Source organism: Microcoleus sp. B9-D4 (assembly GCF_036705105.1).
In the GTDB taxonomy this organism is placed as follows: Bacteria; Cyanobacteriota; Cyanobacteriia; order Cyanobacteriales; family Microcoleaceae; genus Microcoleus.
The window spans coordinates 1-17,925 of the sequence record NZ_JAUBTS010000042.1; the positions used below are offsets into that span (position 1 = coordinate 1).

General features: G+C 46.9%; 9 protein-coding genes. 2 read left to right on the forward strand and 7 right to left on the reverse strand.

The window, feature by feature from the left end:
* From QUB24_RS22160 to QUB24_RS22190, 7 genes are all read right to left on the reverse strand, one after another.
* The coding region (locus tag QUB24_RS22160; protein ID WP_333155494.1) for a hypothetical protein at positions 1–1,412 on the reverse strand (1,412 nt) is incomplete at its 3' end.
* Between the two features lie 248 nt (positions 1,413–1,660).
* Entirely contained in the window at positions 1,661–3,277 is a 1,617-nt protein-coding gene (locus tag QUB24_RS22165) for a diguanylate cyclase domain-containing protein (protein ID WP_333155495.1), read from the reverse strand.
* A gap of 5 nt (positions 3,278–3,282) precedes the next feature.
* Positions 3,283–4,038, reverse strand: a complete 756-nt coding sequence (locus QUB24_RS22170; protein WP_333155496.1) for an alpha/beta hydrolase — start codon at positions 4,036–4,038, stop codon at positions 3,283–3,285.
* 224 nt (positions 4,039–4,262) lie between these two features.
* A complete protein-coding gene (locus tag QUB24_RS22175) occupies positions 4,263–4,499 on the reverse strand; it encodes an EAL domain-containing protein (protein WP_333155498.1) in 237 nt (78 codons plus the stop codon).
* Positions 4,500–5,152: 653 nt separating this feature from the next.
* Entirely contained in the window at positions 5,153–6,715 is a 1,563-nt protein-coding gene (gene kaiC / locus QUB24_RS22180) for a circadian clock protein KaiC (protein ID WP_333056794.1), read from the reverse strand.
* A gap of 347 nt (positions 6,716–7,062) precedes the next feature.
* The gene (kaiB, locus tag QUB24_RS22185) at positions 7,063–7,377 is read right to left on the reverse strand and encodes a circadian clock protein KaiB (RefSeq protein WP_006632119.1); all 315 of its coding nucleotides are present in this window, start codon (positions 7,375–7,377) and stop codon (positions 7,063–7,065) included.
* Between the two features lie 189 nt (positions 7,378–7,566).
* Positions 7,567–8,502: a circadian clock protein KaiA gene (locus QUB24_RS22190; protein ID WP_333155502.1), complete on the reverse strand. Its 936-nt coding sequence runs from the start codon at positions 8,500–8,502 to the stop codon at positions 7,567–7,569.
* A 395-nt stretch (positions 8,503–8,897) separates the two neighbouring features.
* Between QUB24_RS22190 and QUB24_RS22195 the strand changes: the two genes are divergently transcribed.
* On the forward strand, positions 8,898–12,143 hold the full coding sequence (locus QUB24_RS22195) for a hybrid sensor histidine kinase/response regulator (protein WP_333155503.1): 3,246 nt from the start codon (positions 8,898–8,900) through the stop codon (positions 12,141–12,143).
* 476 nt (positions 12,144–12,619) lie between these two features.
* On the forward strand, positions 12,620–17,896 hold the full coding sequence (locus QUB24_RS22200; protein WP_333155504.1) for a DUF4347 domain-containing protein: 5,277 nt from the start codon (positions 12,620–12,622) through the stop codon (positions 17,894–17,896).
* Positions 17,897–17,925 lie beyond the last annotated feature (29 nt).

Below are 17,925 nucleotides of genomic sequence, written 5' to 3' on the forward strand. Positions count from 1 at the left end.
ACTTCGTGGGGTGTAATGCCGTAAATAGCGGCTAGCAGTTTGACATTTTTCCCGTCACTTCCCAACTGTTTAAGCACCCCGATCGCACTCCCTAAAGGAATAGCTTCCTTCGTAGACTGAGTTAATAAATCAATTGTCGTCTCAGTGTTAGCGCGACGCTTGTAAACAGTTTCATTCATCTGTGGTGAATGCCCCAGACTTTTAGCTCTTGTTTCCTGAGACATTCCAGCCATTTGACCGCTGAGATTAGCGAGATGGCGTAAAGCGTGGGTTTGGGTAAAACCTTTATTCCATCTTCTTAAAATATTTTGGGCGCGGTCACTATATAGTCCAGCAATTGTTTTTGGATTACTTGATAGTGTTCCAATCTCAGGCAATTTACCTGACTTAATTTCTAGGCACTCTATCAAGTCAAGATGAGTAGGGGGAAGCATCGGCACACACAGTCGGTAGCCAGTTTTAGTCGTGGTATCGAGTAATGTCTTGTCACCAACTACAGCAATCATCTTTGTGTTGTTTGGCTCAATCAGTGCCGGGATAATAACGCCATCCTTTGTTTTAAAAGGTTTGTCAATGTTCTGAATAGCAAACACTTCGTGAACCCGAAAGCCATACACCATCTGCATCGAGAACACCCACAGCCACCGTTTACGTGATTCCAGATGGTATCGCTTATCATCAGAGACACTGAGAACCTGAATGCGAAGCTTTAGAAAATCATCGACTGATAAAGTCTGAAGGTCTTCCCGAAATTCTGTTTGTGTACCGTCAATTTCTTTAAGTCTACCCAACAACTCAGTATCGCCAATAGTCTCAGCTAGTTTTTTCATTGCACACAAGCAGTTCTTAAAGCATTTAGTTCCTTGCTTCTTAATGTGAATGACAGACAAAATATCTACTGAGTTTACAATTGCCTCCCTTGGTAGCAGTTTAAAATATTGTCCGTAAACACATCCCCAGGAGCTTTGATGGCTAGCATTATTCCTGTCACGTTGTTGACGGCGTTTAGTACGTCCCTCCCAGTATTCTTTCTCGACTTTTGCTATCGCCTCACCAAACGTTATCAAATCATTTTTGATGACGTTTTTATCCAAAACAACATCATCATACCAGGCTAAAAATCGACTTTCGCTAGAGAAGGATTGTAAAGCGCTAGCAACTAGATGAGCTTTCCTCAGAGCATCCGTGATACCTTGCATCGTCAGGTAGCACCCACAAGTTTTGTTGACCCGCTTCTCACCTAACTTGAATTGCAGCGTTATGTAACCACCGCTGGCTTTCCTGTCTCTTTTTAGCCCTACGCCCTTGGGGCATTCTTTCTGTGCTTGTTGAAAGTAATCTAGAATCCGCTCGTAGCCAACAAGGTAGTCTGCGGTGGTACTTGCCGTGACTGGATTTGATTTTTCGCTCATCTTTCGCTCCCTACTCTGACAGTGCTGAGTTTGACTGATGCACTAAGCCTACAGCACGTCGCTCAGTGTTCGCTCAAATCAAAAACAGGACTTTCAGAGTGGGTGCAAAAAATGGCTAGAACGACGGAAACTCGTAATTCAAGAGCGAGGCTTTGATTCAAATCCCTCCGTGCTCATGTAAATTTATAAAATGACTGATTTTGAGAGACCGGGGACAAATTTTTATCCTCGGTCTCAATTATTGTGATTTAACCGTCAGTGTCAAAAATTGAATCGCCACTGTACTCGCAGGTCGCGGACTGATTGCGCCCCTGTTGCTTGGCACGGTAGAGTGAACGATCAGCGATCGCAATCAAGTCAGCCGATGATAGTTCCGAAATCGGAATCAAGTTGGCGATACCCATACTAATAGTAACTACATCGCTCACATCAGAGGTTTTGTGAGGAATATGTAAAGCTTGAATAGCAGCGTGAATCCGTTGGGCCACCGAACTCGCTCCATCAAGATCTGTATTAGGCAAAATGATGGCAAATTCTTCTCCCCCGTAACGCGCCACTAAATCCGCCGGACGGTACACCACCTCTTGCACCGTTTGAGCAAGTTTGAAGAGACAACTATCCCCCATTTGATGACCGTAGCAATCATTATAGCGTTTGAAATAATCCACATCAAACAACAAAAGAGAAATAGGTTTTTGTTCCCGGTATAGCCGCTGCCATTCATGCTCTAAGCGGTCATTAAAACATCGACGATTAGCAATTTGAGTCAACCCATCAATATTTACCACTTGTTCTAAGAGATGAGTAGCGCGCGCTAGTTCTTCGTTAGAGAGTGCCAGTTGTTGATTAATTTCTCTCATCCGCGCTTGAGCCTGCTGCCTTTCTGCCAATTCCTTCTGCAACTTCTGAAAAATATCCGCTTGTTTAATGGCGATCGCTAACTGACTAGCAATCTGTTTAACAAGGTCAACTTCAAATTCTTCCCATTGCCGAGGAGCAGAACATTGATGAATACATAACAACCCCCACAAATCTTGTCCATTGAGCAACGGCGCAACTAAATTAGCCCGAACCGGAAATTGTTTCCAAAGAGCGCGGTAACAGTGTTGAAGGTCAATCTTATTGATATTTTCAACTACCTGCATTCTCCCTTCTTGATATGAATCAGGATATTGTTCACCACCACACGAGTCGTTAAATTGATTTCTGCTTACCAATTTACATCCTTCGCCTACGGATTCTGAAACAAACTCACCATATCCAAACTTACTGTCAGGATCGAACTTAAATATGCCGACGCGCTCGGCATCAAGAAACAAGCGAATCTCCTGCGAAGCAATCTCAAAAATTGTAGACAAATCAAGAGATTGACGGATGTGTTGAGTAATTTCTTGAAGTAATATCGCCTTGTCGTACTGTTTCCGCAGGGCTATTTCCGCTTGCTTTTGGGCGAGAATAGCTGCCTCTGCTGCTTTTTTTGCTTTAATAATTTCACCTTCGTATAGGATACGCTGGCGGATACAGATCAAGATGCAATTGTTGACGAAGCTTCCTCCTTTCTCCCGACGCACAGCGTTGATCAGCATCGGTATATCACTACCCTCCTTCGACCTTAATGAGAAGTAAATTTCCTCTACTTTACCGTGGAGCTTCAACAGGGGGAAGAAATGGGTTTGATAGAAAATCCGGCTGGCCATTGGCAGAATGAATTCCATTTTCTGTCCCCGCAGTTCATCGGTTTCGTATCCGAGTAATTGCAGTAATGTGGCGTTGACCATTACGATCGTACCATCGTCAGCAAACGAGAGGAATCCACAGGGTGACGTGTTCAGTAGCTCGTCTATCTGGTAGGTCATGTTTGCCATACAAATCAGGTAGTATGAGGTACACTCAAATACTCCTTAATCATTTCGATCGTCTCTTGTGGATGACTCAGGTGCGGGCAATGTCCCGTAGCTTTCATCAGCCGTAGCGTACTTTTAGGTAGGTGGCGCTGAAGGTAATGCCCTACCTCGGTGGGAGCAATCACATCATCAGCGCATTGCAATATCAGTGTAGGTACTGATGCCTTGGGTAAATCACTGCGATTGTCAGAGTAAAAAGTTACCTCGGCAAAGCGACTTGCAATCACCGGATCGGTAGAGCAAAAACTTGTCTCAAGTTCCTCACTTAGCTCAGGACGATCCTGATTCTGCATCACCATTGGCGCCAGAAAGCTTGCCCAACCAATGTAATTTTTCTCCATGATATCGAGGAGATCCTCAATATCTTTGCGCTCAAACCCTCCGTAATAATTTGGTAAATCATTGATGTAGCAGGGTGAAGGCCCTACGAAAATCAGGCGATTAAAGTAATTAGGAGCTTGAATTGAGGACAGAAGGCCGATCATACTGCTGACAGAATGGCCTACAAAAATCACATCAGTCAACGCCAATTCTTCACAAATATCGAGGACATCCTGAACATAGCCATTGAGGTCGCTGTAACGTTCATAACTGTAGGCACTAATATCAGACTGTCCCGAACCTACATAATCAAATAGGATAATTTTGTAATCCTTCTCGAACGCCGGTGTTACGAAACGCCACATATTTTGATCGCACCCAAATCCATGAGCAAACATCATCGTCTGGGTGCCTTGTCCTAAGACTTTTATATTATTCCGTAAGAAAAAATTTTTAGTCATTTGAGCGAGACGAGCATTAAATTAATTATAAGACTTTTGCGCGCTTTCATGAGGGAGGATTGCTGATCCCACATAGTGGTAGACAACAATTCAGGATGTCGGATTAATTGAAGGGCAACCTCAGCAATGGCAGGCTTCCTCAACATATAACGCTGCCCGATTTCCTAAGCGATCGCTTGTAACGATTCCCATTTCGCTGGGGCTTCCATTCCTTCAGCAATTATGCTGAGATTTAACCCCTCTGGGATTACAACTATGGGTTTTTGAATTCCGCGATCGCTCGGATCGCTGGCTAAATGGCGGACAAATGAGCGAGCAATTTTGAGCGACTTCACCGGAAAATTTTTCAGGTTATTAAAAGCAGAATAGCCAGTCCCCAAATCATCGACAAAAATCCCCATGCCTCGCTTCGCTCAGTGGCTCAAAAGATTGTAGATAATGTCAACATTAAGCATCATTGCCGTTCCCGTAATCTCTAGCTATAGATATTTTGGCTTCATATCGGTGCGCTCAAAAATGCGATCGCTCTTAGCTATTAAAGTCGGTTGGCTGAGTTGACGTGCCGACAGATTCACCGCGATATTAGGAAGAATTAGTCCTCATCCTAACTACTGCTGATATTGCCCACAAGCTTGCTCTAAAATCCATTTGCTCTTCGGGCCAAATCAATCCAGTTTTGTCGGCGAGGGGAATACATCGATGGCGATGAATCCAACCTACTTCAGGAGAATGCCCTCCTCCTACTATAACTTTAACACCAGCAAGGCTACCTGTTTGCAAATCGAGCTGAGGTTGATCATACAGCTATTGGCTTTCCAAGCACAATTCAAGAGATTTGCGATCCCCAAGGTATTGGATTTGACCCAAGGTATTGTTGCTGTGTAAAAACTCTAGGTATTGGGATCGATAGGCAATAAAAGCTCATATTTCAGCAATTAAGAACCTGCCAAACATTGTCGCGGTTGCTATAAATGTTCACAAACTCCTCAAATTAAAAAAGTTGGGTTTCCTAGCTCAACCCAACCTACTTTTAACAACGAATTACTGCTAACTCTCAAATATCCTCGTCATCTTGACCTTGCACACCCTGGAGAATCCGCGATAGCTCACTCTTCTCATTAATCGTAATCCGAGTCGGAGAACCGCTGATAATCCGTTCGTAACCACGGAACGAATCTTTAATTTGTGGGCCTCTTTCAGTAATTGTGTATTCCCGAATTCCTTTATCGTGCCAGGAACCGCGCATCTTAAACACATTAATTGCCCGCGACATTTCTCCTCGAATCTCTACATACTGCAGCATAATAATCGTGTCAGTAATCGTAGAAATATGGGAGTCCGTAATCGAATTAGAACCCATAAACTGGTCGCTTGTATTCGTAAAAAAGCCAGTTATTTCTTCCTGCTTCGCAAAACCTGTCACTCCGATCACAAATTGCCTGAAAGCATTATTGCTGACACCCCTAGCTAAAGCCGACAGCGAGTCTATAGCAATTCTAGAAGGTTTGAACTCCGCAATTTCTGATTTAATAGTCTGCAAGTGGTCTTCCAAACCAGCAGATTCCGGGTAAGTACACAGCAGCTTCAGCATTCCTTTCTGTTCCATTTCCTCAAAATCAATGCCCCAAGAATAAGCATTGCGGAACAACTGAGCCCGGGACTCTTCATAGGCAAAAAGCAGCGCCCGATTGCCGTTCATACAAGCATTCTGCAAGAACTTGCTCACCAACAGTGTTTTGCCGGTTCCCGTTGCACCCGTAGCCAAAATAATCGAGTCTTTGAAGAAGCCGCCACCGCACATCTCGTCGAGAGTTTTATCGCCCGAAGAAACCCGCACGTTGGAAGACTTTTGAGTTAATCGCATCGCCCCTAATGGGAAAATATTAATTCCGTCATTAGTCATAGTAAAAGGATATTCGCCCTTCATATGAGTTGTACCGCGCAACTTCAAAATTTCGATGGTGCGGCGGCGGCGTTCTCCTTCCAATACGTTGCGAACAATCACCACATTATCCGACACAAACTCTTCCACTCCAAACCGAGCCACCGGGCCGTATTCTTCCACCCGTTCCGTCGTCATAACTGTAGTTGCTCCGACTTGTTTGAGGCGCGCAACTAAGCGAAAAATTTCTCGGCGCACCACCGATGCAGCATCGTACTGCTGAAATACGGCGGTAACAGAATCTATTGAAACCCGCTTGGCTTTGTACTTGCGAATGGCGTACTGAATTCGCTCGATTAAGGCTGATAAATCAAAATTTCCTACGATATCTTGACCTTCTGGATCGGGGGAAGCGTCCAAAATAAATAGCTTGCCTTCCTCGATTAACTGTGCCAGATCCCAACCGAAACTGCAAGCATTTTTAATAATATCTGTCGGAGATTCTTCAAAAGTTACGAACACTCCAGCTTCGTCAAAATGGGTAATTCCATTATAGAGAAATTGTACGGCAAATAAAGTTTTTCCCGTTCCTGATGTGCCGCTGACTAGGGTGGTTCTGCCGATGGGCATTCCGCCGTGACTGATGTCATCGAAACCCTCAATCATCGTGCGAATTTTTTCAACTCCTGCCGTTACCAATCCTTCTCGTTTAACCGTTTGACTAATTTCATTCATGTCGATTTTTGTCAACTCTCAGTATTCTTTAGTTGTCACTCATTAACCGCCGATCATGAGTCTTTGTACCCAGCTTTTAGTTTTGGCTCTTGCTCAATAACTAATGACTGCTGAATGCTGACTAATGACCCCGCCCAAAAACCGATACCGTGCCACGTACTCCTGTCGTGGAAAGATAGAAATTTTAGAGTTTTGTTCCACATCCCAGATTCATCTGTTGAGTAAATCTCAAATCTAAAATCGTTCGACGCTCGCGCGACTCGACGCTTCGACGCTCGCGCGAGCCGAACGTTTCACGCCAAACCGAAGTCTCAAATCTAAAATCGAGTGACTCTTACCTGATTATCTTATGAATTCAGGTCTTCTTCGCGAAGTTCTTCATAGAGCAAATCTAATCCTATCAGAACTTTCTCACGATCGGACAAATCGCCAATAATTTTTCGCACCGGCGGCGGCAGGATTTTTGCCAGCGTCGGGGTTGCCAATATTTTGTCCTCTTCTGCTAGCTGAGGGTTTTTGAGAACATCTATGACTTTCAGCGCGTAGACACCTTGAAATTCTTGTTCTAGGATGTCCTTTAGGGTTTTCAAAGCTCGCACAGAGTTGGGAGTATTCCCCGCAACGTATAGCTTCAGAACGTAGGTTTTCTTCAGAGGACTCATGAACTTTTTTAAATGTTGAGTATTAGTTGTCAGATGTTAGTTGTAGTTGTTATTTGTCTTAAATCCGCTGTTCTTTGTTATTTTATAATAATTTCCGCCTCGCGCTCGCGCGGCCGTTTGTCGGCTCCTTTCTTTTTTGTTAGATTCTACCTTCTACCTTTTATTTCTTAAAATTATGCCGAATCCCTTCTACATTCTACCTTGAGAGGTCTCTTTCGGAATCGATCGCCGATACATCTCGCACATATGAGCGATCGCGTCAATCAGGGTCAAACGGTAATCAAGCAATATTTCCTCGCTGCGCCCTTCTAATTTTAGCTGTTTAGCAAACTCGTCCATCAATTCCATGTGAATTTCTACAATTTGAGTCACGGGAACGTCAGCAAAAAAAGCCAAATTCACAAATTCATCTATTTGATTGTTGACCGCAGTGTCTTGAGAAAAATAATTCAAAACGATGTCGCGATAACTTGACTTGAGTTGCTCCAAAAACTTTTGCTTCTCTGGCCCCGACAGATTTCTCAAAAAAATCTGGGAATTTCTTTTATAATACACACCTAAGTATCCTAATCGCTCCCGTAATTTTTCCGCCAGCCGCCGCTGCTGTCGGCTGAGCAAACTTTGAGCAGTCAATTGGGCTGTCGCATCGATCGTTACGGATTGGTAATTGACAGGAACCGGAGTTGAAAGTTTCAGAAATTGTGCGATCGCCCGATCGATACCGGCAGCTATGGATCTCGCTCGCTCGATTGCCAGTTGCACCTCAGCAGGGTGATAAAAAAAAGCACAGCTTTCGTCTTGACTATTGTTTGCGCTACTGGCTGCGGCCTCAAAACCATCTGAATAGGGTGCTTCGGGTCTTCCATCTACGTGCGCGTGAGCCGAAAAAATCACAGCAGGCAAAAAGAGCGATCGTTCTTGCAGCTTGCCCAGAAGCGATCGCAGATCCCCATCCACCTCCAAAACCAAACAATCAAGGTGATAATTGTGCTTAAGGAACCCCAAAAGCTCCACTGCCGACTTAATGTGCGTTAAAGCATAGCGTTCGCCTCTCAAAAGCTCGATCGCAGAGGCTGCGATTTCCTCAGAGCGGACAAAAATACCGATAGACAGTTGAGGAAGCAAAGCTGTAGGTGCACCACCTAAGTTGCCTGAAAGTGCTGGATCGCTCAGAGTTGATATCTCCTTTACAAAAAACTTAACATTTTAACAATCATCTCAACATTTATTTTAACCAATCTTAACCGCAAAATAAGTGATGCGCTTCTAGCACAGGAAGAATCAAACTGTACTCCTTGCTGTTTGTGTCAAGCACCCGGAGCGTGATTTCTGCAATTAAGCTTAAGCCTTAAAATAATTGCTAGTCGCCTCAAATCAGGCGTAGGCATCGAACTCCCGGTCTCGGTGCGGATACCGAGCCTGATAGCGAACTGATATAAAACAAATAAGATACAGAAATTCGCAGCTACATTGAGCATCAAAAATATTACTGCTCTCGCGAGCAGACTCTCAGGTTTGTTATGCCACTCACCACCCCCAGTCTCAAAAATTTTATCGAGCCAGTCCCGCTGTGCCTCCAAACGGGTGCGCTAGAATCGCTGCTGTCAATTTTCAGATCCTGCAACTGCGATCGAGTCGCAGTAGTCAACGAACAGTTACAACCGCTGGGATTAGTCTACCTCCGCAGCCTTTGGGCTTGGGCAGCCGATCGCACAAACGACGGGCAGCAACCTTTGTCAGAAAGCTCGATCGCGATCGAACCAGTCAGGGCATTACCCGCCACTATGAGCGTCAGCGAATTCTGGGAGTACCTGCAAACAGAGGAACAGAACACCCCAGCCCGGCCAAACCGCCAAACCGCCTGCAGTTCCTCAAACAGCCCGATCGCCGTCACAGATGCCAGCGGTCAATTTTTAGGAATGCTAGACAGCCTGAGCCTGCTGCAATTCGCCGCACTCAACAGCAGCTCGCTCTGCAGCCTCACAGAGCAGGAAACAGCCGTCAAAGAAATCGAATTAAAACCGGTTTCCGAAGCCATCGCCACAGCCCTAGACGCTCAAGTGCGCTTTCTAGAAGCAGGATTGAAACCCTCGGAAAACCTCAACTCCCTAGTCCAACTGTTGGAAAAACTGCCCCTGCCCCTGAGATTGCAAACCCCTACCGCACAAATAGTCAGCCAAAACGCAGCGTGGCGGATTTTGCTGGGAGCAGGCCCAGAACCAGTTCCAGAACCAGCAGCAAATTTGGGCAAACACTCGCCCCGCAAACCAAGCCATTTAACAAGCGAATACAAGAGCGTGCAGTTAGAGGCCATCACCAAAGACTGCAGGAGCCTAGTAGGAGCAAGTAGATCCGACGATTCCCTGCGGGATAGCTTCGCCGCGCGTGATTCAACCGCAGCCACCAGTTGCCCGCTGCCCTTGTACGCTGCTGCCTCCCCCTCAACCTTAACCGCTCCAGCTTGGTGCCCCACCGCCGGCAAACCAGACACCTACATTTGCGACTGCCCCGTACAAAAAGGTCAAGAACGGATCTGGCAATTTGTCAAACAGCCACTCTCAGACAAGCTAATTTTAGTAATGGGACAAGATGTCACCGAAGAACATTTAGTCGCCAAAGAACTAGCAGCGAAAAACGCAGATTTAATCCACCTCAACCGACTCAAAGACGAATTTTTATCCTGCATCAGCCACGAACTAAAAACCCCGCTCACCGCCGTCCTCGGTTTGTCCAGCCTCCTCAAAGATAAATTGATCGGAGAACTCAACGATCGCCAAACACGCTACGCCAAACTAATCCATAAAAGTGGGCGGCATTTGATGACAATAGTTAACGATATATTAGACTTGACCCGGATGGAAACCGGGCAGCTAGAACTAATTCCCGAAGCAGTCGAAATAGCATCAACCTGCCAAAGAGCCTTTGAACAAGCAAAACAACTGCAACAGCAAGAAGAAAAAAAACCTCCCGACGCGAGCCAAACGGACGGTACAGCCAACGCAGAACCCTCGGCCAAAATAGAATTTACACTCGAAATAGAACCGGGACTGATCCAATTAATTGCCGATGAACTGCGACTGCGGCAAATGCTGGTTAACCTCCTTTCCAACGCCCTAAAATTCACCGAACTCGGCGGCAAAATCGGATTGAAAGTAAATGTTTGGGAAGGCTGGATCGCATTCACAGTTTGGGACACTGGCATCGGCATCCCCGCCGACAAACAGCACCTAATCTTTCAGAAATTCCAACAGCTAGAAAGCCCCCTCACCAGGCGCTTTCAAGGAACCGGACTGGGACTGGTACTAACTCAACGCCTAGCTCGGCTCCACGGCGGAGACGTTTCGTTTATTTCCTCAGAAAACCAAGGCTCTCAATTTACCCTGCTGCTGCCACCAACTCCTCCGGGAAACAACAGTGAAGAAGTCTCGACACCGGGAACCGCTGAGGAAGAATTATTAAAACCCCAATATCCGATTCTGACCGCCCATTCTCGCTCTCGTTTAGTATTAATAGTCGAAGCAGTTCCCAAATATATCGAAGATTTAACCAACGTCATCTCAGGTTTGGGCTACCAAGTAATAGTCGCCCGTTCCGGCACCGAAGCGCTGGAAAAAGCTCGCAGGTTCAGTCCCGAAGCGATTTTCCTCAACCCGCTGCTGCCACTGCTGTCGGGTTGGGACGTGCTGACGCTGCTCAAGAGTGACCCGGATACCCGATCAATTCCGGCGATCGTCACGGCCACCAGAGGCGAAAAAGAACGGGCCAGTGTCAACAGAGCCGAAGGCTTTTTGAGCTTGCCGGTGGAAGAACCCGCTTTGCGCCGGCTGCTGGCAGACTTGATCGGCCACAGTAATGCCAGTACCAGCAAAGTGAGGAGTTCTTTAACCGTGTTGTGGCTCAGCCCGCAAAACAGTTCCTCTCAAGGTTCCGCTTTACTGCTCAACCCCAACTACTGCCGGGTTTTAGAAGCAGACGACCTCGACCAAGCAGAACTCGTGGCCCGAATTTGGCGACCCGACGCGATCGTCTTGGATGGTACAAGTCAACTGCAAAACCCCTTAGCTTTTATCGAACAGTTAAGTCGGTCTCGAAATTTGGGTTCTCTCCCCTTGGTGACTTTAGAACCCACTACTACGCAACTGGCAAATCAAGTCAAAGGATTGTCGGTATTTCCCTGTTTGGCTACCCGCAGTCCCGACGACAGTGAAACTTCACCTACCGGGTTAATGCCAAGTGCTTTGTGGCAAGTGATTCAAGTTGCTGCGGGCATGAGTTGGAAGCCCAGCATTTTATTTGCCGACATTTCGACTTTACCGGATTTGCACTCCTCTTCTGGGGGGAACCCGACGGGAGAATTGGAACATTGCGCTCGATCGACAAATGCCGAAATTCCCCTCCCCAATTCTCAGTTTTCTACTCCCAACTTTCAAGCTTTGATTCAGTACGTCCACACTGCAGGATTTCGAGGGTCGATCGCTCCCTGTTGGACAGAAGTTTTGCAGCAGTTGCAATATCAAAGCGTTGACTTAGTTTTGCTGTGTTTGCGAGATGCCCCCTCAGAATCCCCCGCTATGTTGCAGGCGCTATCGAACCTGCGGCAAATGGCAGTAAAACTGCCAATTTTAGTCTGGGATTATCGGTCGGCTGTAAATTCCGAATCAGAGGCGATCGACTTTCTGCTGCAAGAAGTATCTGCCAAAATTTTGCCTTCTTCCTTATCGGCAGCACAATTATTAGATCGAATTCAACAGAGCATACAAGGGTAGCATCGGTTAACAAAAATTTACCCAATTATATTTACAATTACTCATGACCTCGCCTAAAATGACTCATTCATCATAAAAGTCGTTTGTAAGCGATTGACCGTTGGGTGGGGGCGGGTTTACTAGATTATTGGTTTTAGCTCAGATGTTGCACCACTTTCAATAATCCTTTTATGAAAAGGCTTTCCGGCTTGTTACACAAAAAAATTCATCTCTTGTGGAACGGGCCGGAGATCCCGTTCTTGAGAATGGTGCCAGATGTAAGTTTGAGGCAATTCTGATTTGTAAAGCCCGCTCCTACATCGCAAATTATACAATAACGTATCAGACGGACATGATATTAATTGTATAATTTGTGCGCTCGAAGGCGCGAGTTTTACCAACTATCTATGTTGAAAACTAAGTATCTCATAAACCCGACCCGCCCATACTACTGCTGTCATCAAACCAGGATTAAATAAACAATTGGAGGGAAATCTATGACGACAAGTACGCCTAAAATGTCGGAACTCGCCGTCATAGATTCGAGGGTAGAAGATTACTCAACTCTCGCCGCCAGCCTCAAACCGGGAACAGAAGTAATTGTACTCAACCCCGAAACAGACGGTATTGCACAAATTGCCACCGTACTTAAAAACCGTACCGATATCAAATCCGTTCACATCATCTCCCACGGTGAACCGGGTAGTTTGTTCTTAGGTTCAACAAAATTAAATTCAGACAATATCGACAGCTACCAAAAATCTCTCGAACAGTGGTTCTCGCCATCATTAACTGACAGGAACGACAGCACGAAACTGATTTTGAACGCGGATACACGGATGGTTGATGCAACTGCCAAAAATTCATCCGTGTATCCGTGTTTATCCGAGTCGTGCCTCCCTATTTCAAATTACCCACCCGAAATTCTTCTGTACGGTTGCGAGGTTGGCAAAGGAGAGAAAGGCAATAATTTTATCTCAAAATTCAGCGAACTCACAGGTGCAGATGTTGCCGCTTCCGACGACTTAACCGGGAATGCAAAATTAGGAGGTGACTGGATATTAGAAAAAGCAACAGGAAATATTGAAACGCCTTTAGCATTTCAACTTGGAGTGATGGCAGCTTACCAAAGTGTTTTGGCTAACTTTAATGTCACCGACACAGCCACTCTTGCTAATGCAATTAATACTTCGGCTGACGGCGATACAGTAACTTTAGTCAACAACATTACTCTCAATGCTGACTTGCCCATTATTACTAAAAATATTGATTTTATCGGCAATGGTTTCGGAGTTAGTGGCAACAATACTAGGCGAGTTTTTTGGATCGGAAATGATGTCGCTCAACCTCCAACGCTGACAACTCCTACTGTTAATTTTACCAATCTGAGGATTACCAACGGATTAGCTAAAGGTGGAGATGGCGGTAACGGTTTTACGGGTGGAGGTGGAGGTGCGGGATTGGGAGGTGGCGTTTTTATTCTGAATGGAAATGTCACGTTCGATCAAGTGACATTTGATGGCAATAGGGCGATCGGCGGTAACGGCGGCAACGGCGATCTCAGCGTTGGCGGCGGTGGCGGTGGCGGGGGAATGTTCGGCAACGGCGGTAACGGCGGTGCCAATGGTGGAGGGGGAGGTGGCGGTTTAGGAGAAAACGGTGCAAACGGTACGACCAACGGCGGTAACGGCGGGAGTGGCGGTTTCCTTGGGGGAACTGCGGGTGTAGGTGGCACAGGCTTAAGTCCAGGTAGCAACGGCACAGATGGCGGTAACGGCGCAGGTGGTGGTGGCGGTAGCGGAATAGGCTTTAACTTTGGCGGGATTGGGGGTTTTGGTGGTGGCAGTGGTGGCGGTGGCCGCGACGGTAATGGCGGTGGCTTGTTTCCCTTTCCACCAAACTTCGGTGGGGGCGGTGGTGGTGCGGGCGGTATCAACGGTGGCTTTGTTGGCTGGGGCGGCTACGGTAATTTAGGAGGAGAAGGTGGTGGCGGTGGTGGTCCTGCTATCGCTGCTCCAATAGGCTGGGGCGGTGATGGTGCTGGCGGTGGCGGTGGTGGTGGCAAGGGAGTAGGAGGTGCAATATTTATTGGGTCTGGCTCTCTTAATGTTACTAATAGTACCTTCACTAATAATGTGGCTACAGGTGGCGCAGGTGGTATTGGCACGACTGGCAATAATGGTTTAGCAAGTCTAGGTTCAGGAGGCGCGATCGCTATCCACAATTATATCGGCGGTCAGTTTACAAATACAAATGCAATTGTAACTAATAGCAATTTTTCAAACAATATAGCCAACAATTTAGATGGCAGTGGTTATAGTATTGGCGGTGCCATTGCGACATTGAGAAATCTCAGCTTAACCAATAGCAATATTTTCAATAATACGGCTAATTCAGGTGGTGGCATTTATAGTTTTGGCCCTACCACCGTAACTAATAGCACTATCTCGGGCAACACTGCTAGCGCTCCTCCTACCGGGGACAGCTTTAGTGGAGGTGGGGGCATTTTTAATGATGGTCCGGGGAGACTCACCCTGATTAACACCACTGTCTCTGGCAATACAGCCATTGCTACTTCTAGCAATCCAATAAATGGTCGGGGAGGTGGGGTTTTGTTGATTAGTGGAGGGGGAGGGTATTTTAGCAGCACAGCAAGTTTAATTAACAGCACTATTACTGGTAATACAAGTGCAGATGGTGGTGGAGTTTTTAATCTTTATTTCGGTTCTACTTCTACCACAAATGTCAGCAACACCATTATCGCTGGAAATACCGCTACAACTAACCCTGATGTTTCTGGAGATTTTATCGGCAATAACAATAATTTAATTGGCAATCTTACAGGCAGCACCGGTTTCAATACCGCAGATACTGACAAATCTTTCGCTACCCTCGGCATTACCAATATTAATCAAGTTCTCAATCCAACTTTAGCCCTGAATAACGCGGTAACTAATTCGCCTTTAACTCACGCATTGATTCCCAGCAGTCCGGCGATCGATGGCGGAAATAATGCTAATATTCCCGCAGGAATTACTACCGACCAACGCGGGACGGGTTTTCCGCGCCTTCAAAATGGAACTGTCGATATCGGTGCGTTTGAATTGCCGCCGCCGATTATTTCTGTATCAGAAAGCGGTGTCAATATTCCCGATAATACTGGCAGTTTTAATTTTGGCGCGACTCCGATCGGCACTCCGATTACTAAAACTTTTACTGTTACGAATACAGGTGCAGCTAATGCAATTCTGACGCCTTTATTCGCCCCTGTTGGCTTCAGTTTGACCAGCAACTTCGGTACGACAACTCTCGCCCCCGGTGCATCGACAACCTTTGCACTGACCTTTCCCGGGGCAATCAATATCAGCAGTAGGCTTCAGTTTGCAAACAATGTTAGCGGTCAAAATCCGTTTGATTTTACGATTAGCGGTAGTGTGGGGAATATTCCGACGGTTAGTTCGATCGCCCCTGCCACACCTAACCCGACAAATGCTGCTACGGTTAACTATACCGTCACTTTCAGCGAAAACGTGACGGGAGTTGACGCGACAGATTTTGCGGTGACGGGGACGGGGGTAACTGGAAGTGCGATCGCATCTTTAACAGGCAGCGGCAATACCTACACAGTAACAGTCAACACAGGCACTGGCGACGGCACTTTAGGATTAAATCTTGTCGATGACGACAGCATCAAAAATGCTGCAAACCTGCCGCTAGGCGCTACGGGTGCGGGAAATGGCAATTTTACAGGACAGAGTTACACAATTGACAAAACTCCTCCGACTGCCAGTTTGACTCCGGTTGCTGCGATTTCTGTGGCGGGCGGTATCAGTCAAAATTTAACTGTGATATACAGCGATACAAGTGCGATATCTTCCTCAACTTTCGACAGCAGCGACATCCTCGTCACAAATACCAGCGGTTTCAGTCAACAGGGAACACTGGTAAGTTTCGCACCTGCTGGGGATGGTACGCCTCGGACTGCAATTTATCAAATTCTATCCCCAGACGGCAGTTGGGACAGCGCCGATAACGGCACTTACAGCGTGCAGTTGCAAGCAAACCAGGTAAGCGATACTGTTGGCAATTTAGCGGTGGGCAACATTTTGGGAACTTTCGCTGTGAATGTTCCAACTCCAACTCCGACGCCGCCTCCAACTCCGACTCCAACGCCAACTCCAACTCCAACTCCGACGCCAACTCCAACTCCAACTCCGACTCCGACTCCGACTCCGACGCCGACTCCAACTCCGACGCCAACTCCAACTCCAACTCCAACTCCGACTCCGACTCCGACTCCAACTCCGACTCCGACGCCAACTCCGACTCCGACTCCAACTCCGACTCCGACGCCAACTCCGACTCCGACTCCGACGCCAACTCCAACTCCAACTCCAACTCCAACTCCAACTCCAACTCCGACTCCAACGCCGACTCCGACTCCAACTCCGACGCCAACTCCAACGCCAACGCCTACACCGACGCCAACTCCAACGCCAACGCCTACACCGACGCCTACACCGACGCCAACTCCAACGCCAACGCCTACACCGACGCCAATACCGACTGATACGCCGACGCCAACGCCAACGCCAACTCCAATACCGACTGATACGCCGACGCCAACGCCAACGCCAACTCCAATACCGACTGATACGCCGACGCCAACTCCGACGCCAACTCCGACGCCAACTCCGACGCCAACTCCGACGCCAACGCCTACACCGACGCCAACTCCAATACCGACTGATACGCCGACGCCTACACCGACGCCAACTCCAATACCGATTGATACGCCGACGCCGACTGATACTCCGAAACCGACACCAGCGGAATTTCCCGCGCCAACGCAAACTCCGACTCCAGCCGATCGCACTTCAATTGACTGTATTTGCGATAACATCGATCGTCCCGATCTCGATCGACCTAATTCTGCCGATAATATTATTAACAGCAACGGCGGCACCGAAATTCAGTTTGGCACTGCGGGAAATGATGCTTTTTTCGGCAGCCTAAATCCGAATTTATTTGCAGCGACAACAGGCGACGACAATTTGATTGGCGGTGAAAGCAACGACACTTTAAACGGTAATGAAGACAATGATTTTATCGACGGGAATAAAGGAGATGATCTGCTTTTTGGTGGTAAAAATAGAGATATTATTATCGGCAATGAAGGTCAAGATACGAGCTATGGAAATCTCGGCAACGACTCACTTAATGGTGGAGAAGAAGACGATTTAATTAATGGCTGCGAAGGTGATGATTTTATCGATGGTGGCAAGGGAAATGACAGCTTGTTTGGCGGTAAAAATAGCGATCTAATTCTCGGCAGTCAAGGTGAAGATTCACTTTTTGGTAACATGGGCGACGATACTGTTTGCGGCGGAGAAGGTAACGATTTATTGAGGGGGTATGAAAATAACGATCTGTTAGATGGCAGTGCCGGAAATGACTGTATTTACGGTGGCGAAGATAGCGACACTCTGATCGGTTGCAGCGGTAACGATACTTTGAGCGGCGACTTGGGGAACGATCGCCTCTGGGGCGGCACAGGTAACGATGTATTTGTGTTAGTTTCCAATGGGGGATTCGATACAATTGGCGATTTCACTGTCGGTGAGGACAAGTTGGCATTAGCAGCGGGATTGACGTTTGATATGCTGAGGATTACTCAAGCAGAAGGTGCCGCTTTTATTAGTTTGAGCAGTGGCGAAGGTTTGGCAAGTATTTTAGGGGTGCAAGCCAGCGCGATCGCCATTAATATAATCTAGTCCTGCGAGGCTTATGTGGAGAATTATGG

Bases quoted from the DNA above. Each gene is read 5' to 3' on its own strand.
- QUB24_RS22165 (WP_333155495.1), bottom strand. From the start codon at position 3,277: ATGGCAAACATGACCTACCAGATAGACGAGCTACTGAACACGTCACCC.
- QUB24_RS22170 (WP_333155496.1), bottom strand. From the start codon at position 4,038: ATGATGTTTGCTCATGGATTTGGGTGCGATCAAAATATGTGGCGTTTC.
- QUB24_RS22175 (WP_333155498.1), bottom strand. From the start codon at position 4,499: ATGGGGATTTTTGTCGATGATTTGGGGACTGGCTATTCTGCTTTTAAT.
- kaiC (WP_333056794.1), bottom strand. From the start codon at position 6,715: ATGAATGAAATTAGTCAAACGGTTAAACGAGAAGGATTGGTAACGGCA.
- kaiB (WP_006632119.1), bottom strand. From the start codon at position 7,377: ATGAGTCCTCTGAAGAAAACCTACGTTCTGAAGCTATACGTTGCGGGG.
- QUB24_RS22195 (WP_333155503.1), top strand. From the start codon at position 8,898: ATGCCACTCACCACCCCCAGTCTCAAAAATTTTATCGAGCCAGTCCCG.
- QUB24_RS22200 (WP_333155504.1), top strand. From the start codon at position 12,620: ATGACGACAAGTACGCCTAAAATGTCGGAACTCGCCGTCATAGATTCG.